29 protein-coding genes and 1 pseudogene are annotated in these 17,183 nt (G+C 67.2%); 1 reads left to right on the forward strand and 29 read right to left on the reverse strand.

Features of this window, described 5'->3' with window-relative positions:
* The 29 genes and pseudogenes from ABZ904_RS39060 to rpsJ all read right to left on the reverse strand — a co-directional run.
* Positions 1 to 149: pseudogene (locus ABZ904_RS39060) on the reverse strand (DNA-directed RNA polymerase subunit alpha); the annotation flags it as partial.
* Positions 150 to 294: 145 nt separating this feature from the next.
* Entirely contained in the window at positions 295 to 699 is a 405-nt protein-coding gene (rpsK, locus tag ABZ904_RS39065) for a 30S ribosomal protein S11 (protein ID WP_003956432.1), read from the reverse strand.
* A gap of 65 nt (positions 700 to 764) precedes the next feature.
* Positions 765 to 1,145, reverse strand: a complete 381-nt coding sequence (gene rpsM, locus ABZ904_RS39070) for a 30S ribosomal protein S13 (RefSeq protein WP_359396297.1) — start codon at positions 1,143 to 1,145, stop codon at positions 765 to 767.
* Between the two features lie 186 nt (positions 1,146 to 1,331).
* Positions 1,332 to 1,445 carry a 50S ribosomal protein L36 gene (rpmJ, locus tag ABZ904_RS39075; protein ID WP_003998809.1) on the reverse strand — a complete coding sequence of 38 codons (114 nt, stop codon included), beginning with the start codon at positions 1,443 to 1,445 and terminating at the stop codon, positions 1,332 to 1,334.
* A 59-nt stretch (positions 1,446 to 1,504) separates the two neighbouring features.
* Positions 1,505 to 1,726 carry a translation initiation factor IF-1 gene (gene infA / locus ABZ904_RS39080; protein WP_003948620.1) on the reverse strand — a complete coding sequence of 74 codons (222 nt, stop codon included), beginning with the start codon at positions 1,724 to 1,726 and terminating at the stop codon, positions 1,505 to 1,507.
* Between the two features lie 172 nt (positions 1,727 to 1,898).
* A complete protein-coding gene (gene map, locus ABZ904_RS39085) occupies positions 1,899 to 2,735 on the reverse strand; it encodes a type I methionyl aminopeptidase (protein WP_361828881.1) in 837 nt (278 codons plus the stop codon).
* 183 nt (positions 2,736 to 2,918) lie between these two features.
* Positions 2,919 to 3,581, reverse strand: coding sequence for an adenylate kinase (locus ABZ904_RS39090; RefSeq protein ID WP_359396293.1), 663 nt, complete (start codon positions 3,579 to 3,581; stop codon positions 2,919 to 2,921).
* Positions 3,581 to 4,894 (reverse strand): preprotein translocase subunit SecY, encoded by a 1,314-nt coding sequence (gene secY, locus ABZ904_RS39095; protein WP_359396291.1) that lies wholly within the window; start codon positions 4,892 to 4,894, stop codon positions 3,581 to 3,583. The genes ABZ904_RS39090 and secY overlap by 1 nt, the downstream gene beginning before the upstream one ends.
* Before the next feature lie 240 nt (positions 4,895 to 5,134).
* Complete coding sequence (gene rplO / locus ABZ904_RS39100) at positions 5,135 to 5,590, reverse strand: 50S ribosomal protein L15 (RefSeq protein ID WP_360990546.1); 456 nt, start codon at positions 5,588 to 5,590, stop codon at positions 5,135 to 5,137.
* A gap of 2 nt (positions 5,591 to 5,592) precedes the next feature.
* A complete protein-coding gene (gene rpmD / locus ABZ904_RS39105; protein WP_030174559.1) occupies positions 5,593 to 5,775 on the reverse strand; it encodes a 50S ribosomal protein L30 in 183 nt (60 codons plus the stop codon).
* Positions 5,775 to 6,380, reverse strand: a complete 606-nt coding sequence (gene rpsE, locus ABZ904_RS39110; protein WP_007494753.1) for a 30S ribosomal protein S5 — start codon at positions 6,378 to 6,380, stop codon at positions 5,775 to 5,777. The genes rpmD and rpsE overlap by 1 nt, the downstream gene beginning before the upstream one ends.
* A gap of 39 nt (positions 6,381 to 6,419) precedes the next feature.
* Complete coding sequence (gene rplR / locus ABZ904_RS39115) at positions 6,420 to 6,803, reverse strand: 50S ribosomal protein L18 (protein WP_359396288.1); 384 nt, start codon at positions 6,801 to 6,803, stop codon at positions 6,420 to 6,422.
* A gap of 3 nt (positions 6,804 to 6,806) precedes the next feature.
* Positions 6,807 to 7,346, reverse strand: coding sequence for a 50S ribosomal protein L6 (rplF, locus tag ABZ904_RS39120; protein ID WP_359396286.1), 540 nt, complete (start codon positions 7,344 to 7,346; stop codon positions 6,807 to 6,809).
* A 24-nt stretch (positions 7,347 to 7,370) separates the two neighbouring features.
* Entirely contained in the window at positions 7,371 to 7,769 is a 399-nt protein-coding gene (gene rpsH, locus ABZ904_RS39125) for a 30S ribosomal protein S8 (protein ID WP_007384075.1), read from the reverse strand.
* Positions 7,770 to 7,979: 210 nt separating this feature from the next.
* Entirely contained in the window at positions 7,980 to 8,165 is a 186-nt protein-coding gene (locus ABZ904_RS39130; protein ID WP_003956452.1) for a type Z 30S ribosomal protein S14, read from the reverse strand.
* A gap of 5 nt (positions 8,166 to 8,170) precedes the next feature.
* Positions 8,171 to 8,728: a 50S ribosomal protein L5 gene (gene rplE / locus ABZ904_RS39135; protein WP_016434630.1), complete on the reverse strand. Its 558-nt coding sequence runs from the start codon at positions 8,726 to 8,728 to the stop codon at positions 8,171 to 8,173.
* On the reverse strand, positions 8,728 to 9,051 hold the full coding sequence (gene rplX, locus ABZ904_RS39140; protein ID WP_059127179.1) for a 50S ribosomal protein L24: 324 nt from the start codon (positions 9,049 to 9,051) through the stop codon (positions 8,728 to 8,730). Before rplX ends, rplE begins: the two co-directional genes overlap by 1 nt.
* A 2-nt stretch (positions 9,052 to 9,053) precedes the next feature.
* Positions 9,054 to 9,422 carry a 50S ribosomal protein L14 gene (rplN, locus tag ABZ904_RS39145; RefSeq protein WP_003998823.1) on the reverse strand — a complete coding sequence of 123 codons (369 nt, stop codon included), beginning with the start codon at positions 9,420 to 9,422 and terminating at the stop codon, positions 9,054 to 9,056.
* A 187-nt stretch (positions 9,423 to 9,609) separates the two neighbouring features.
* Positions 9,610 to 9,894, reverse strand: a complete 285-nt coding sequence (gene rpsQ, locus ABZ904_RS39150) for a 30S ribosomal protein S17 (RefSeq protein ID WP_360990539.1) — start codon at positions 9,892 to 9,894, stop codon at positions 9,610 to 9,612.
* Positions 9,894 to 10,118 (reverse strand): 50S ribosomal protein L29, encoded by a 225-nt coding sequence (rpmC, locus tag ABZ904_RS39155; RefSeq protein WP_054217228.1) that lies wholly within the window; start codon positions 10,116 to 10,118, stop codon positions 9,894 to 9,896. Before rpmC ends, rpsQ begins: the two co-directional genes overlap by 1 nt.
* Positions 10,118 to 10,537: a 50S ribosomal protein L16 gene (gene rplP / locus ABZ904_RS39160; RefSeq protein WP_360990536.1), complete on the reverse strand. Its 420-nt coding sequence runs from the start codon at positions 10,535 to 10,537 to the stop codon at positions 10,118 to 10,120. The genes rpmC and rplP overlap by 1 nt, the downstream gene beginning before the upstream one ends.
* Before the next feature lie 5 nt (positions 10,538 to 10,542).
* Complete coding sequence (gene rpsC / locus ABZ904_RS39165; protein ID WP_359396269.1) at positions 10,543 to 11,370, reverse strand: 30S ribosomal protein S3; 828 nt, start codon at positions 11,368 to 11,370, stop codon at positions 10,543 to 10,545.
* On the reverse strand, positions 11,370 to 11,717 hold the full coding sequence (rplV, locus tag ABZ904_RS39170; RefSeq protein WP_346173381.1) for a 50S ribosomal protein L22: 348 nt from the start codon (positions 11,715 to 11,717) through the stop codon (positions 11,370 to 11,372). The genes rpsC and rplV overlap by 1 nt, the downstream gene beginning before the upstream one ends.
* 42 nt (positions 11,718 to 11,759) lie before the next feature.
* A complete protein-coding gene (gene rpsS, locus ABZ904_RS39175; protein WP_003948639.1) occupies positions 11,760 to 12,041 on the reverse strand; it encodes a 30S ribosomal protein S19 in 282 nt (93 codons plus the stop codon).
* Positions 12,042 to 12,053: 12 nt separating this feature from the next.
* A complete protein-coding gene (rplB, locus tag ABZ904_RS39180) occupies positions 12,054 to 12,890 on the reverse strand; it encodes a 50S ribosomal protein L2 (protein ID WP_359396266.1) in 837 nt (278 codons plus the stop codon).
* A gap of 40 nt (positions 12,891 to 12,930) precedes the next feature.
* Positions 12,931 to 13,350, reverse strand: a complete 420-nt coding sequence (gene rplW / locus ABZ904_RS39185; protein ID WP_360990529.1) for a 50S ribosomal protein L23 — start codon at positions 13,348 to 13,350, stop codon at positions 12,931 to 12,933.
* Positions 13,350 to 14,006 (reverse strand): 50S ribosomal protein L4, encoded by a 657-nt coding sequence (gene rplD / locus ABZ904_RS39190; protein ID WP_359396260.1) that lies wholly within the window; start codon positions 14,004 to 14,006, stop codon positions 13,350 to 13,352. The genes rplW and rplD overlap by 1 nt, the downstream gene beginning before the upstream one ends.
* Before the next feature lie 8 nt (positions 14,007 to 14,014).
* Positions 14,015 to 14,659 (reverse strand): 50S ribosomal protein L3, encoded by a 645-nt coding sequence (gene rplC / locus ABZ904_RS39195; protein ID WP_360990525.1) that lies wholly within the window; start codon positions 14,657 to 14,659, stop codon positions 14,015 to 14,017.
* A 17-nt stretch (positions 14,660 to 14,676) separates the two neighbouring features.
* Complete coding sequence (rpsJ, locus tag ABZ904_RS39200; RefSeq protein ID WP_003948644.1) at positions 14,677 to 14,985, reverse strand: 30S ribosomal protein S10; 309 nt, start codon at positions 14,983 to 14,985, stop codon at positions 14,677 to 14,679.
* A 533-nt stretch (positions 14,986 to 15,518) separates the two neighbouring features.
* On the opposite strand from rpsJ, the gene ABZ904_RS39205 reads away from it, so the two are divergent.
* On the forward strand, positions 15,519 to 17,180 hold the full coding sequence (locus ABZ904_RS39205; RefSeq protein ID WP_361828887.1) for an RNA ligase family protein: 1,662 nt from the start codon (positions 15,519 to 15,521) through the stop codon (positions 17,178 to 17,180).
* Positions 17,181 to 17,183: the final 3 nt, after the last annotated feature.

The following is a 17,183-nucleotide window of genomic DNA, read 5'->3' on the forward strand; positions in this document are numbered from 1 at the left end:
GCAGCGCCGGGGATCGACGACAGGAGGGTGCGGCGGAGGGAGTTACCGAGGGTGTAGCCGAAGCCCGGCTCCAGCGGCTCGATCACGAACCGGGAGCGGAACTCGTCGACGACCTCCTCGGTCAACGAGGGTCGCTGAGCGATCAGCATCTGTGGATCCTTCAGTCGTGGACGCCCGCTATATGACGCCCGACGGGGCCGCACCTGACAGAGTGCGGGTGCTGCAAGGCTACGGGCGGTACGACCCCAAGGGGCCATACCGCCCGAAACCGCTGTCCTGCGAAGCGGCCGTGCGTCAGACGCGGCGGCGCTTCGGCGGACGGCAGCCGTTGTGCGGGGTCGGGGTGACGTCCTGGATGGAGCCGACCTCGAGGCCCGTGGCCTGCAGGGAGCGGATCGCGGTCTCACGACCGGAACCCGGGCCCTTCACGAACACATCGACCTTGCGCATGCCGTGCTCCTGGGCGCGGCGGGCGGCCGACTCGGCGGCCATCTGCGCGGCGAACGGCGTGGACTTCCGGGAGCCCTTGAAGCCGACGTGGCCAGCGGAGGCCCAGGAGATCACGTTGCCGGACGGGTCCGTGATCGAGACGATCGTGTTGTTGAACGTGCTCTTGATGTGCGCGTGGCCGTGAGCGACGTTCTTCTTTTCCTTGCGGCGCACCTTCTTGGCAGCGCCCTGACGACCCTTGGGGGGCATCTACTAACTCCTACGGGAGGTGGTCGGTCCTACAGCGAAGACCGTGGACAGGTGTCCGCTGCGGACTACTTCTTGCCCGGCTTCTTCTTGCCGGCGATGGCGCGACGCGGGCCCTTGCGGGTACGGGCGTTGGTGCTGGTGCGCTGACCGCGGACGGGCAGACCGCGACGGTGACGGAGACCCTGGTAGGCGCCGATCTCCACCTTGCGGCGGATGTCGGCCTGGATCTCACGACGGAGGTCACCCTCGGTCTTGATGTTGTTGTCGACGTACTCGCGGATCGCGACGAGCTGCTCCTCGGAGAGGTCGCGAACGCGGGTGTTCGGGTCGATGCCGGTCTCGGCCAGCGTCAGCTGGGAGAGCGTCCGGCCGATGCCGAACACATAGGTGAGGGCGACCTCCACGCGCTTTTCGCGCGGGATGTCAACACCGGAAACGCGTGCCATTCAATGGCTCCTGGTGATCTTCGGAGGTCTTCCGCAGAGCCGGCTCCCGGCCGCCGTACGAGGTACGAACCGGGTCCCCGGCCTCCGAACCGGGGGTATCGGAACCGCATGGTTCCGGGCACTGCGTATGAACATATTCAGCTTGCGTCGCGCGAATTTCTGCGGATGCAGAGGTGCGGTCGTGCGTCAGCCCTGGCGCTGCTTGTGGCGCGGGTTCTCACAGATGACCATGACCCGACCGTGACGGCGGATCACCCTGCACTTGTCGCAGATCTTCTTGACGCTCGGCTTGACCTTCATGGGATTGAGGTTCTCCGGGTCAGTGCCACCACCCCGCCGGAGCGGAGTGCGGGCAAGATCTACTTGTATCGGTAGACGATCCGTCCACGCGTCAGGTCGTAGGGAGACAACTCCACCACGACCCGGTCGTCAGGGAGGATGCGGATGTAGTGCATACGCATCTTGCCGCTGATGTGTGCCAGGACCTGGTGGCCGTTCTGGAGCTCGACCTTGAACATGGCGTTCGGAAGAGACTCGACGACAGTGCCCTCGATCTCGATGGCACCTTGCTTCTTGGCCACGCTTCGCCCTTCGAATCGACTACCTTGATCGACTCAGGGTCCCGCATGCGGACATGCGAATACACGAGAGCCGACGAGTCAGTCTACGTCAGGCCCCTCGGAAAGACGAATCGTGGAAGTCTGCCCCATGCGCGAGATCATCATGCGCGCGGGGGCCTGCGGGCGGCCGGACTCAGGCCAGCGGGTCCGGGGCCGCCGTGATGCCGTATTCGGCGAGCTTCGCCTTACCGCCGTCCGGGGCCGTCAGGACCAGCGGGCCCTGCTCCGTCAGGGCGACGGAGTGCTCCCAGTGCGAGGACCAGGTGCCGTCCGTGGTGATCACGGTCCAGTCGTCCTCGAGCACCTCGGTCTTCGGCGTGCCCAGCGACACCATCGGCTCGATGGCGAGGCAGAAGCCGGGGACCAGCTTGGGGCCCTTGCCCCGGCGCCGGTCGACGTAGTTCAGCAGATGCGGGTCCATGTGCATCTCGGTACCGATGCCGTGCCCGCCGTAGTCCTCGATGATCCCGTACCTGCCGCCGCCCGGCTTCGGCTGCCGGCGGATGTACGTCTCGATCGCCCGGGAGACGTCGACGAGCCGGTTGCCCTGCTTCGCCGCCGCGATCCCGGCCCACATCGACTCCTCGGTCACCCGGGACAGCTCGATCAGCTCCGGAGCGTGACCTGACCCCACGAAGACGGTGTACGCGGCATCCCCGTGCCAGCCGTCCACGATGGCGCCGGCGTCGATGGAGATGATGTCCCCGTCCTTGAGCACGACCTCGTCGGAGGGGATGCCGTGGACGACGACCTCGTTCGCCGAGGTGCAGATCGTCGCGGGGAAGCCTCCGTAGCCCAGGAAGTTCGACTTCGCGCCGTGCTCGGCGAGGACCTTGCGCGCCACCTCGTCCAGGTCCTTCGTCGTGGCCCCCGGAACGGCCGCCTCGCGGGTAGCCGCATGCACGGCGGCGACGACCAGTCCCGCCTCACGCATCTTGGCGATCTGCTCGGGGGTCTTGATCTGCACCATGGGGGCTGCGGCCTTTCTGGACCTGGAGATGACGGACACCATCAACGATAAGGGGCGGCCGATCCTGCCCGGCCGCGCTCGGTGCCGGGGCCCGCTCGGGTCGGCCGGGATCCGGGGCCGAGGGACCGCACACCACGGCCGCGGTCCCCTCTGGGGACCGCGGCCGGTGAGCGGTGAGGGCGACTACTTGGCGTCGACCTTCTGCTTGAGCGCCTCCATCGCGCGGCGGGTGACCTCTTCCACCTTGCCGAGCGCGGAGATCGTGGCTACCAGGCCCTGCGCCTTGTAGTAGTCGATGATCGGCTCGGTCTGCTGGTGGTAGACCTCCAGCCGCTTGCGGACGGTCTCCTCGGAGTCGTCGTCGCGCTGGTAGAGCTCGCCGCCGCAGACGTCGCAGACGCCCGCCTGCTTCGGCGGCTTGTACGACTCGTGGAAGACGTGCGACGGCTCCTTGCGGCAGACCCGGCGGCCCGCGATGCGCTTGACGACCTCTTCCTCGGGGACCTCGAGGTCGAGGACCGCGTCCAGCTTCATGCCCTCGCTCTTGAGCATGTCGTCCAGCGCCTCGGCCTGCTGCACATTGCGCGGGAAGCCGTCCAGCAGGAAGCCGTTCTTCGCGTCCGGCTGTTCCATGCGGTCCTTGGCCATCGCGATGGTGACCTCGTCCGGTACCAGTTCGCCCTTGTCCATGAAGGACTTCGCCAGCTTGCCGAGTTCCGTCTGCTGGCTGATGTTGGCGCGGAACAGGTCGCCCGTGGAGATGTGCGGGATCGACAGGTTCTTGGCGAGGAACGCGGCCTGCGTTCCCTTGCCGGCACCGGGCGGTCCGACGAGGACGATTCGCATCAGCGGAGGAACCCTTCGTAATTGCGCTGCTGGAGCTGGCTCTCGATCTGCTTCACCGTCTCGAGACCGACACCCACGATGATCAGGATGCTGGTGCCACCGAAGGGGAAGTTCTGGCTCGCCCCGAAGCCAACCAACGCCACTGTCGGTACGAGAGCAATCAGACCCAGGTACAGCGATCCCGGCCAGGTGATCCGGTTGAGCACGTACGAGAGGTACTCAGCGGTGGGCCGACCGGCCCGGATGCCCGGGATGAAGCCACCATACTTCTTCATGTTGTCCGCGACTTCCTCGGGGTTGAACGAGATGGCCACGTAGAAGAACGCGAAGAAAACAATGAGCAAGAAGTACATCGTGATGTAAATCGGGTGGTCGCCCTTGGTCAGGTTCTGCTGGATCCAGGCTTTCCACCCGGAACCGCCCCCGGCGAACTGCGCGATCAGGGCCGGGATGTACAGCAGCGACGAGGCGAAGATGACCGGGATCACACCCGCCTGGTTCACCTTGAGCGGAATGTACGTGGACGTGCCGCCGTAGGAACGCCGGCCGATCATGCGTTTCGCGTACTGGACCGGGATGCGCCGCTGCGCCTGCTCCACGAAGACCACCAGGCCGACCATGACCAGGCCGACGGCGATGACGGTGCCGAACTCGATCCAGCCGCCGGCCAGGGTGCCCTGCTTCTTGATGGCCCACAGCGCGGACGGGAAGGTCGCGGCGATCGAGATGAACATCAGGATGGACATGCCGTTGCCGATGCCGCGGTCGGTGATCAGCTCGCCGAGCCACATGACGACGGCCGTACCGGCGGTCATGCAGATGACCATCGTGATGGTGCTGAAGATCGACTGGTCCGGGACGATCGAGGTCGCCACCGGGCAGCCCGAGAACAGGGCGCCGCTGCGGGCGGTGGCCACCAGGCCCGTGCCCTGGAGGATCGCCAGCGCCACCGTCAGGTAACGGGTGTACTGCGTGATCTTCGTCGTACCCGCCGAGCCCTCCTTCTTCAGGGCCTCGAGACGGGGGATGACCACGGTCAGCAGCTGGAGAATGATGCTCGCCGTGATGTACGGCATGATGCCCAGCGCGAAGATCGTGATCTGCAGCAGCGCGCCGCCACTGAACATGTTGACCAGACCGAACAGGCCCTGGTTGCCCTTGGCGACATCGATACAAGTCTGGACGCTCTTGTAGTCGACGCCCGGGATCGGGATGTGCGTACCGACCCGGTACACCACGATGATGCCGAGCGTGAAGAGCAGCTTCTTGCGCAGGTCGGGCGTCCTGAACGCCCGGGCGAACGCGGTGAGCACGGTGCCTCCTGCGACCCCCGCGCAACTGCGTCAAGGGTGACGGTCTTGAGATTCCGACTGGACAACGACATGTGTAACGGTCGACTACCGCCCAGAGTGCCCGTACTGCGGCGCCCTGTGAAAGTTGGCAGTGCTGGCCACCTTACCGGCGAGACTGCCCCCTTGGAACGACCAACCGGGGATACCCCATGTGGGATATCCCCGGCGGGATCGTTCAGGTCATCGAGGCGTCCGAGGGAATCAGACGAGCTCGGTGACGGTACCGCCGGCGGCGGTGATCTTCTCCTTGGCGGAGCCGGAGACGGCGTCGACCGTCACCTGCAACGCCACGGAGATCTCGCCCTGGCCCAGGACCTTGACGAGGCTGTTCTTGCGAACGGCGCCCTTGGCCACCAGGTCCTCGACCGTGACCTCGCCACCCTCGGGGTAGAGCGCGGCCAGCTTGTCGAGGTTCACGACCTGGAACTCGGTCTTGAACGGGTTCTTGAAGCCCTTCAGCTTCGGGAGGCGCATGTGCAGCGGCATCTGGCCACCCTCGAAGCGCTCCGGAACCTGGTAGCGGGCCTTGGTGCCCTTGGTACCACGACCGGCCGTCTTACCCTTCGACGCCTCACCACGACCCACACGGGTCTTGGCGGTCTTGGCGCCCGGGGCGGGACGGAGGTTGTGGATCTTGAGCGGGTTCTGCTCCGCCATGATCAGTCGACCTCCTCGACCGTCACGAGGTGGCGGACGGTGTGCACCATGCCGCGGAACTCGGGGCGGTCCTCCTTGACGACCACGTCACCCAGGCGCTTGAGGCCCAGGGAACGCAGGGTGTCACGGTGGTTCTGCTTGCTGCCGATGTAGGACTTGACCTGCGTGATCTTGAGCTGAGCCATCACGCACCCGCCCCGGCACGCGCACGCAGCAGGGCCGCGGGAGCGACGTCCTCGAGCGGCAGACCACGGCGGGCCGCGACCTCCTCGGGACGCTGCAGGCCCTTCAGGGCCGCCACGGTCGCGTGCACGATATTGATCGCGTTGTCGGAGCCGAGCGACTTCGACAGGATGTCGTGGATACCGGCGCACTCGAGCACGGCACGCACCGGACCACCGGCGATAACACCGGTACCCGGGGACGCGGGCTTGAGCAGCACGACGCCGGCAGCCTTCTCACCCTGGATCGGGTGCGGGATGGTGCCCTGGATCCGGGGGACCTTGAAGAAGTGCTTCTTGGCCTCCTCAACACCCTTGGCGATGGCGGCCGGCACCTCCTTGGCCTTGCCGTATCCGACACCCACGGTGCCGTCACCGTCGCCCACCACGACCAGCGCGGTGAAGCTGAAGCGACGACCACCCTTAACAACCTTGGCGACACGGTTGATCGCGACGACGCGCTCAACGTACGCGGTCTTCTCGGCGGCAGCTGCGCCGCCGTCACGGCCCTTCCGGTCCCGCCGCTCGCCGCCACCGGCACCGCCACCGCGGCGCTGGGGTCCAGCCATTGGAATTACCTCTCTCTGTTTCCGCTAGCTACGGCAGGCTCAGAACTTGAGCCCGGCTTCGCGGGCGGCGTCCGCCAGGGCGGCGATACGCCCGGCGTACTGGTTGCCACCACGGTCGAACACGACAGCCTCGACACCGGCGGCCTTGGCGCGCTCGGCGACCAGGGCGCCGACCTGCTTGGCCTGCGCGGACTTGTCGCCCTCGCCACCACGGACCGAGGTGTCCAGCGTGGACGCCGATGCCAGGGTGTGGCCCTTGAGGTCGTCGATCACCTGCGCCACGATGTGGCGGTTGGAGCGGGTCACGACCAGACGCGGACGCTCCGCCGTACCCGAGATCCGCTTGCGGATCCGGAGGTGACGGCGCTTGATCGCGGCGCGCTTGTAGGCGTCGCCCTTGAGGATCTTCTGTCCGTATGCCATGGCTTACTTACCCGCCTTTCCGACCTTGCGGCGGATGACTTCGCCCTCGTACTTGACGCCCTTGGCCTTGTACGGGTCGGGCTTGCGCAGCTTGCGGATGTTGGCCGCAACCTCGCCGACCTTCTGCTTGTCGATGCCCTCGACCGAGAAACGGGTGGGGGCCTCCACCTTGAAGGTGATGCCCTCGGGGGCCTCGACGGTGATCGGGTGGCTGTAGCCGAGCGCGAACTCGAGGTTCGCGCCCTTGGCGGTCACGCGGTAACCGACACCGCTGATCTCGAGCTTCTTCACGTAACCCTGGGTCACGCCGGTGATCATGTTCGCCACCAGCGTGCGGGACAGGCCGTGCAGGGCCTTGTTCTGACGCTCGTCGTTGGGGCGGGTGACGTTCAGAACGCCGTCCTCACCCTTGGCGATCTCGATCGGCGCCACGACGGTGTGGGTCAGTGTGCCCTTGGGGCCCTTGACCGAGACCGTGTTGCCGTCGAGGGTGACGTCCACGCCGGCGGGAACCGCGATGGGGAGCTTGCCGATGCGCGACATAGCTGTTTCCTCCGTTCCCTTCCGTTACCAGACGTAGGCGAGAACTTCTCCGCCTACGCCCTTCTTGCCGGCCTGCTTGTCGGTGAGGAGCCCGTGGGACGTGGAGATGATCGCCACGCCGAGGCCGCCGAGCACCTTCGGCAGGTTGGTGGACTTCGCGTACACCCGGAGACCGGGCTTGGAGATCCGCTTGATGCCCGCGATGGAGCGCTCACGGTTCGGGCCGAACTTCAGCTCGAGAACGAGGTTCTTGCCGACCTCGGCGTCCTCGACCTTCCAGCCCGTGATGAAGCCCTCCTGCTGGAGGATCTCCGCGATGTGCGACTTGATCTTCGATGCCGGCATCGTCACGGAGTCGTGGTATGCCGAGTTCGCGTTCCGCAGACGCGTAAGCATGTCTGCGATCGGATCAGTCATGGTCATGAAGTGGCCTTCGGCCTCTCTCGCCGGGGTTTCCTGGTGCGCCATCCCTCTCCCCGATCCGAGACGGGACGGGTGCGGCGCGGTGGACCTACGGCGTAGTAAGTCGTACGGGCGGCAGACGCCCAACCCCACAAGCTTAATGCATGTGAGTTGGGCCGCCTGCCGACCCAGATGCTTACCGAGAGCCTGATATCAACCCAACTGGGCTGATTACCAGGAGCTCTTGGTCACGCCCGGCAGCTCGCCACGGTGAGCCATCTCACGAAGGCACACGCGGCACAGGCCGAACTTGCGGTACACGGAGTGCGGACGGCCGCAGCGCTGGCAGCGGGTGTACGCGCGCACACCGAACTTGGGCTTGCGAGCAGCCTTGGCAATCAGAGCCTTCTTCGCCATCTCGCTTACGCCTCCTTGAACGGGAAGCCGAGGTGACGAAGGAGCGCACGGCCCTCAGCGTCGTTGGTCGCCGTGGTGACCACGGTGATGTCCATACCCCGGACGCGGTCGATCTTGTCCTGGTCGATCTCATGGAACATGACCTGCTCCGTGAGACCGAAGGTGTAGTTGCCACGGCCGTCGAACTGCTTGGGGGACAGACCGCGGAAGTCGCGGATGCGCGGCAGCGCGAGCGACAGGGTGCGGTCCAGGAACTCCCACATGCGGTCGCCACGAAGCGTGACGTGGGCACCGATCGGCTGGCCCTCACGCAGCTTGAACTGCGCGATGGACTTACGGGCCTTGGTGACGGCCGGCTTCTGACCGGTGATCGTGGTGAGGTCGCGGATGGCGCCCTCGATCAGCTTGGAGTCGCGGGCGGCGTCGCCCACACCCATGTTGACCACGATCTTGACGAGACCGGGGATCTGCATGACGTTCTCGTACTTGAACTCGTCACGCAGCTTGCCCGCGATCTCCTCGCGGTACTTCTGCTTCAGACGCGGAGTGGTGGTGGTAGCCATCAGATGTCCTCACCCGTCCGCTTGGCAACGCGGATCTTGTTGCCGTTCTCGTCGAAGCGGTAGCCGACACGCGTGACGACCTTGTTGCCGTCCTTCTCCACGACCAGCTGAACGTTGGACACGTGGATCGGGGCCTCGGTGGTCACGATGCCGCCGGCCTGCGAACCGCTGGCGGTCGGACCGGCCTTGGTGTGCTTCTTGACCCGGTTGACACCCTCGACCAGGACACGCTCGTCGCGCGGGTAAGCGGCAATGACCTTGCCCTGCTTGCCCTTGTCCTTGCCGGTGATGACCTGGACCAGGTCGCCCTTCTTGATCTTCATGCTTACAGCACCTCCGGCGCGAGCGAGATGATCTTCATGAACTTCTTCTCGCGCAGCTCACGGCCGACCGGGCCGAAGATGCGGGTGCCGCGAGGGTCGCCGTCGTTCTTCAGAATGACGGCGGCGTTCTCGTCGAAGCGGATGTACGAGCCGTCCGGACGGCGGCGCTCCTTGACAGTGCGAACGATGACCGCCTTGACGACGTCACCCTTCTTCACGTTGCCACCGGGGATCGCGTCCTTGACGGTGGCGACGATGACGTCACCGATGCCCGCGTAGCGGCGACCGGAACCACCGAGCACACGGATGCAAAGGATCTCCTTCGCACCAGTGTTGTCGGCGACGCGCAGTCGCGACTCCTGCTGGATCACGTCTATCTCCTGATCGTCTGCCGGTTCCCTCCGGGTGTTGAGGCCGGAGAGCCTGGCGGAACTGTCCTGCGGGGGGTGCCCCGCAGGAATTACTTACGCCTCTTCAGGCGGAAACCCACGCCGGGGGCCGGGACCTGACGGTACGGCCCCCAGCGGTGGTCAACCGGGGCTTCGCAGCCCCCGCTGGTTACTTCGCCTTCTCGAGGATCTCGACGACGCGCCAGCGCTTGCTCGCGGACAGCGGCCGGGTCTCCATGAGGAGGACGCGGTCGCCGACACCAGCGGCGTTCTGCTCGTCGTGCGCCTTGAGCTTGTTCGTACGGCGGATGACCTTGCCGTACAGCGCGTGCTTGACGCGGTCCTCGACGGCGACGACGACGGTCTTGTCCATCTTGTCGCTGACGACGAGACCCTCGCGGGTCTTGCGGAAGCCCCGCGCCTCAGTGTTCTCAGTCACGTTCTTCTCGCTCATCAGGCGTTCTCCACCGTTTCGATGCCCAGCTCACGCTCGCGCATCAGGGTGTAGATCCGCGCGATGTCCTTGCGGACCGCCTTCAGACGGCCGTGGTTCTCGAGCTGGCCCGTCGCCGCCTGGAAGCGGAGGTTGAACAGCTCTTCCTTGGCCTCGCGGAGCTTGTCCAGAAGCTCCTCGTTGCCCAGCTCGCGCAGCTCGGACGCCTTGGTACCGGCCGACATCACGCTTCACCTGCCTCGCGCTTGACGATCCGGCACTTCATCGGCAGCTTGTGGGCCGCACGGGTCAGCGCCTCACGGGCGATCTTCTCGTTGGGGTACGACAGCTCGAACATCACGCGTCCGGGCTTGACGTTGGCGATCCACCACTCCGGAGAACCCTTACCGGAACCCATGCGGGTCTCAGCGGGCTTCTTGGTGAGCGGACGGTCCGGGTAGATGTTGATCCAGACCTTGCCGCCACGCTTGATGTGACGGGTCATCGCGATACGAGCGGCCTCGATCTGGCGGTTCGTCACATACGCCGGGGTGAGCGCCTGGATGCCGTACTCGCCGAACGCAATCTGCGTGCCGCCCTTGGCAGCGCCGTCGCGCTTCGGGTGGTGCTGCTTGCGGTGCTTGACCCTACGGGGGATCAGCATGTCGGTCAGGCCTCCGTTCCGGTGCTCTCAGCCGGAGCGGCAGCGGGAGCGTCGGCCTTGGGGGCCTCGGCAGCCGGAGCCTGCTGCGGCTTGCGGCCGCGCCCGCCGCGCTCGCCACCGCGGCCACCACGGGCCGGGCGGTCGGCACCACCGCGGGCCGGGCGGTTACCCGCACGGGCTGCAGCGTTCTCGGCGCGGACCTCGGCGATGTTCTTGACGTCGCCCTTGTAGATCCAGACCTTCACACCGATACGGCCGAAGGTCGTCTTGGCCTCGAAGAAGCCGTAGTCCACGTTCGCGCGGAGCGTGTGCAGGGGCACACGGCCCTCGCGGTAGAACTCCGAGCGGGACATCTCGGCGCCGCCGAGGCGGCCACCGCACTGGATCTTGATGCCCTTGGCGCCCGCCTTCATCGCCGACTGCATGCTCTTACGCATGGCGCGGCGGAAGGAGACGCGGGAGGAGAGCTGCTCGGCGACGGCCTGGGCAACCAGCTGAGCGTCGGTCTCGGGGTTCTTGACCTCGAGGATGTTCAGCTGGACCTGCTTGCCCGTGAGCTTCTCGAGGTCGCCGCGGATGCGGTCGGCCTCGGCGCCACGGCGGCCGATGACGATGCCCGGACGCGCGGTGTGGATGTCCACGCGGACGCGGTCACGGGTGCGCTCGATCTCGACCTTGGAGATGCCGGCGCGCTCCATGCCGGACGTCATCATCCGACGGATGGAGACGTCTTCCTTGACGTAGTCCTTGTACAGCTTGTCGGCGTACCAACGCGACTTGAAGTCGGTCGTGATACCGAGCCGGAACCCATGCGGGTTTACCTTCTGGCCCATTACCGGGTTCCTTCCTTGCTGCTGACGACCACGGTGATGTGGCTGGTCCGCTTGCGGATCCGGTAGGCACGGCCCTGGGCACGCGGACGGAACCGCTTCAGGGTCGGGCCCTCATCGACGTAGGCCTCGGAGATGAAGAGGCTGTCGACATCGGTGTGGTCGTAGTTGTGCGCGGCGTTGGCAATGGCGCTGTCCAGCACCTTGCCGACCGGCACGCTCGCGGCCTGCGGGGCGAAACGCAGGACCGCCTGAGCCTCCGTGGCGTTCATGCCACGGATGAGGTCCACCACGCGGCGGGCCTTCATGGGCGTGACGCGGATGTACCGCGCCTGGGCCCTGGCTTCCATGGTTGTCCTTCCAGTGTCTGTCATGGTCATTCCACCCCGCTGCTAGCGGCGCTTCGACTTCCGGTCGTCCTTGACGTGACCCCGGAAGGTGCGCGTCGGCGAGAACTCGCCGAGCTTGTGGCCGACCATCGACTCGGTGACAAACACCGGAATGTGGGTCTTGCCGTTGTGCACCGCGATCGTGTGGCCGAGCATGGCCGGGACGATCATCGAGCGGCGGGACCAGGTCTTGATGACGTTCTTGGTGCCGGCTTCGTTCTGGACATCCACCTTCTTGATCAGGTGGTCGTCGACGAAGGGCCCCTTCTTGAGACTGCGCGGCATCTAAACCCGCTCCTAGCGCTTCTTGTTCGTCTTGCGGCGGCGGACGATGTACTTGTCGCTCGCCTTCTTGGCGGAACGAGTACGGCCTTCCTTCTGGCCCCACGGGGACACCGGGTGGCGGCCACCGGAGGTACGGCCCTCACCACCACCGTGCGGGTGGTCCACGGGGTTCATGACCACACCACGCACGGTCGGGCGGACGCCCAGCCAGCGCTTGCGGCCGGCCTTGCCCCAGTTGATGTTCGACTGCTCGGCGTTGCCGACCTCGCCGACAGTGGCGCGGCAGCGGACGTCGACCAGGCGGATCTCGCCGGACGGCATGCGCAGGTGGGCGTAGGCGCCCTCCTTCGCGAGCAGCTGCACGGAGGCACCGGCCGAGCGGGCGAACTTGGCGCCACCGCCCGGACGCAGCTCGATGGCGTGCAGGGTCGTACCGACCGGGATGTTGCGCAGGGCCAGGTTGTTGCCCGGCTTGATGTCGGCCCCGGGACCGTTCTCGACGCGGTCACCCTGCTGCAGGTTGCGCGGGGCGAGGATGTAGCGCTTCTCGCCGTCGGCGTAGTGCAGCAGCGCGATGCGCGCGGTGCGGTTGGGGTCGTACTCGATGTGCGCGACCTTCGCCGGCACGCCGTCCTTGTCGTGACGACGGAAGTCGATCACTCGGTAGGCGCGCTTGTGTCCGCCACCCTGGTGGCGAACGGTCACACGACCGGTGTTGTTACGGCCGCCCTTGCTGTGCAGGGGACGGACCAGCGACTTCTCCGGCGTGGACCGCGTGACCTCGACGAAGTCGGCGACGCTGGCGCCACGACGGCCCGGCGTAGTCGGCTTGTACTTGCGGATTCCCATTTCTCAGTCCTCGTCCGATATCGGACGATCCGGACCGCCCTCAGGCGGTCGGACCGCCGAAGATGTCGATACGGTCGCCCTCGGCGAGGGTCACGATCGCGCGCTTGGTGGCGGCACGCTGGCCGAAGCCCGTGCGGGTCCGCTTGCGCTTGCCCTGGCGGTTGATCGTGTTGACCCCGGTGACCTTGACCGAGAAGACCGCCTGGACGGCCTCCTTGATCTGGGTCTTGTTGGCGCTCGGGGCAACGACGAACGTGTACTTGTTCTCGTCGAGGAGCGCGTAGCTCTTCTCCGACACGACCGGCTTCAGCAGGACGTCACGGGGGTCCGTGTACGACTTGCTCGCCGGGGTGACGACGGTGTTCTTGCCCTCGGTGGCGTGGCGACGCGCCTTGGCGACGCGCGCGGCCTTGGCGGCCTTGGCGGCCTTCGAGGCAATGGCGGGGTGACGGATGGCCATCAGACCTCGCTCCCTTCGGTGTCAGTGGCCTTCGGGCCGGACACGAAGGACTCGAAAGCGGCCTGGGTGAAGACCACGTCGTCGGAGACGATCACGTCGTACGTGTTCAGCTGGCCCGGCTCCAGGATGTGGACCTGGGGCAGGTTGCGGGCGGACAGCCACGCGGCCTCGTCGGCGCGCTCGATGACCAGGAGCAGGTTCTTGCGCTCCGAGATCTTGCCGAACAGCGTCCTGGCGGCCTTGGTGGAGGGGGTCTCGCCCTCGATCACGCCGGTGACGACGTGGATGCGGTTGTGGCGGGCCCGGTCGGTGAGGGCGTGGCGCAGGGCTGCGGCCTTCATCTTCTTCGGGGTCCGCTGCGAGTAGTCACGCGGCACGGGACCGTGCACGACGCCACCACCGGCGAACTGCGGCGCGCGGGTCGAACCCTGACGGGCGCGGCCGGTGCCCTTCTGGCGGTACGGCTTCCTGCCGCCACCACGGACCTCGGCGCGGGTCTTGGTCTTGTGCGTGCCCTGGCGGGCAGCCGCGTTCTGCGCGACGACGACCTGGTGGATCAGCGGAATGCTGACCTTCTCCACGCCGAAGATCTCCGCGGGGAGTTCGACGCTACCGGCCTTCTCGCCGGCAGGCGAAAGGATGTCAACAGTGCTCATCGGTTACCTCAGGCCCCCTTGGCCGCGGTGCGGACCAGGACGAGGCCGCCGTTCGGACCGGGAACCGCGCCCTTGATGAGCAGCAGACCCTTCTCCGCGTCAACGGCGTGGACGGTCAGGTTCTGGGTGGTGACGCGCTCGTTGCCCATGCGACCCGCCATGCGGACGCCCTTGAACACACGGCCCGGGGTGGCGCAGCCACCGATCGAACCGGGAGAGCGGTGCTTGCGCTGAACGCCGTGCCCGGCGCCGAGGCCCTTGAAGTTGTGACGCTTCATGACACCGGCGAAGCCCTTGCCCTTGCTCTTGCCGGTGACGTCGACCTTCTGGCCGGACTCGAACACCTCGGCGGTGATCTCCTGGCCGAGCGCGTAGTCGGCGGCGTCCGCGGTGCGGATCTCGACAAGGTGGCGACGCGGGGTGACGTCCGCCTTGGCGAAGTGGCCCTTGAGGGGCTTGTTCACCTTGCGCGGGTCGATGTCACCGAACGCGATCTGGACGGACTCGTAGCCGTCGGCGTCGTTCGTACGGACCTGGGTGACGACGTTCGGCCCGGCCTTGACGACGGTCACCGGGACGACACGGTTGTTCTCGTCCCAGACCTGCGTCATACCGAGCTTCTCGCCCAGGATGCCCTTGATCTGCTTGGTCATCTCTCAGATCACCGGCCTCAGAGCTTGATCTCGATGTCGACACCGGCCGGGAGGTCGAGTCGCATCAGAGAGTCAACGGTCTTGGGGGTCGGGTCGAGGATGTCGATCAGGCGCTTGTGGGTGCGCATCTCGAAGTGCTCGCGCGAGTCCTTGTACTTGTGCGGCGACTTGATGACGCAGTACACGTTCTTCTCAGTGGGCAGCGGCACCGGGCCCGCGACCGACGCACCAGTGCGGGTCACCGTCTCGACGATCTTCTTCGCCGAGGAGTCGATGACCTCGTGGTCGTAGGCCTTGAGCCGGATGCGGATCTTCTGTCCCGCCATGGCTACTTCGTAGTCCTGTCTCTGCTTACGCTCTGGAACCCGGCGTTCCAGCCTTTCTCCTCCGACCCACGCGGTCGGGCGTGTCGCGCTCCCGCTGACACAGATGTCCCTTGTTCGAGCATCCCTGCTGGGGAACACGGCCCTTCCGGAACCGCGAGACCGGGGGCGGACCCGCCGGGTGCCTGGCCGGTGCCGCGCCGACACTTCCCGGAAGATTCCCGTACGTCCGCCCCAGCGCTGCCGTGAGGCAGTTAGGGCGACGAGTACTGTGGGACTCGCTTCCGGTCCTCCCGGCGGGAGGCGCGCAGCATCAACACTCGACCGAGCAACCCCGCTAGTCTGCCATAGAGGGCGGGGCGCTGGCCAATCGAGCCGGAGAGGATACCCGGACGGTTCCGCGGGTCAAACCCGGCTCGCCCCATCACAGCCGGCCCGCAGGTCCGCACCCGGGGACCGCGGATAATCCCTCGCCCGCCGCCGCGCCGCGATCCTACGCTGACCAGGTACATCGGCCGTCACGGGGGACGTTCACCATGCGCACGCACTATCCGCGGACCCCGCATCTGCCCTGGTCCCCCGGCGCGAGCGCCGATGATCTGCGGGTCACCGGCCTGTCCGGCCTGCGCGGCCGCGAGGTCGTCGTCACCGAGAAGCTCGACGGTGAGAACACCACCCTCTACGCCGACGGCCTGCACGCCCGCTCGCTCGACTCGGCCCACCATCCCTCCCGCACCTGGGTCAAGGCGCTCCAGGCACGCATCGGCCCCGCCATACCCGAGGGCTGGCGAGTGTGCGGGGAGAACATGTACGCCCGCCACTCGATCGCGTACGACGCCCTGGAGAGCTGGTTCTACGGCTTCTCGGTGTGGGACGGCGACGGCCGCTGCCTGGACTGGGACCGGACGGTGGCCTTTCTGCACGGACTCGGCATTCCCGCGCCCCGGGTGCTGTGGCGAGGCGTGTTCGACGAGCGGGCCCTGCGCGCTCTGCCGGTGGATCCCGGGCGCCAGGAGGGGTACGTCGTGCGGGTCACGGACGGGTTCGGCGCGGAGGAGTTCGGGGAGCGCGTGGCCAAGTGGGTGCGCGCCGGGCATGTGCGGACGGACACCCACTGGATGCACGCGGCCGTCGTCGAGAACGGGCTCGGGCCGAGCGCCGCGTTGTGGGCGGTGCGCTCCGGGGCGGCTGTCGATGCGGCGGCGCTGGAGGAGGCCGTCGGGTTGCCCGGCGAGGGCGACCGACCGGCCGCGGCCCGGTTCGATCCGGCGGAGCGGTCGGGTGACGACCGGCTCGCCGGCGTACTGGCCGCGCTGCTGCACAGGGGCAGACGAGGGCGGCTCGCGGCACGGCTCGCCGGGGTGGTGGGCATGCCGCTCGCACGCCGGGTCGCCGATCTCGTGGGACTGCACCCGGCACTGCACCGGCCGTATCCGGACGCGGACCGGCGGTCCGGCCTGGTGCGGCTGTCCTACGCCGCCGACCTCGGTCTGCTGCACGCGGTCGCCCGGGCCACCGCGGCGACGGACGAGGCACGCGAGCAGGTGGAGTGGTCGGCGCTGCACGCCGAGGGCATCCGGGCGATGGACGAGGACGCGTTGCGGGAGGCGTTCGCCGAGCTGCCGGCCGATGCCGCCGTCCGGTGCCGGGCCGAGGCGCGCGAGGCGTACGCCGCGGGGCGGATCAGCGGTGTCGACGAGGTGGTGGCCGCGACCTGGCGCTGGCGCTCCGGCGCCTTCCCGCAGCTGATCCAGATGGTCGGCCCGGCCGGCAGCGGCAAGAGCACCTTCGCCCAGGGGCTCCCGGGCGTGGACGCGTACGTCTCCCTGGACGATCTGCGCGAGGCGCGCGGTGCACGCGCCGACCAGCGGGCGAACAAGGAGGTCCTGCGCGAGGGGCTCGGCCTGCTGGACAGGACGCTGGCCGCCGGAGGGACCGCGGTGTGGGACGCCACGTCCCTGAACAAGCAGCAGCGCTCAATCGTGCACGCGACCGCCCGCCGCCACGACGCCCTGATCACCCACGCCGTGGTCCTGGTCGACGAGGACGAGCTGGTCCGGCGCAACGCCCACCGTGAGCACCCGGTGCCGCCCGCGGTGCTCACCGAGCAGCTCCGCCGCTTCGGCCCGCCGTATCCGGGCGACGCGCATCGCACCTGGTACATCGGCGCGAGCGGAACCGTCGAGGAAGAGGTCTGACCG

It is taken from the genome of Streptomyces sp. NPDC046900, assembly GCF_040644975.1.
Classification (GTDB): Bacteria; Actinomycetota; Actinomycetes; order Streptomycetales; family Streptomycetaceae; genus Streptomyces.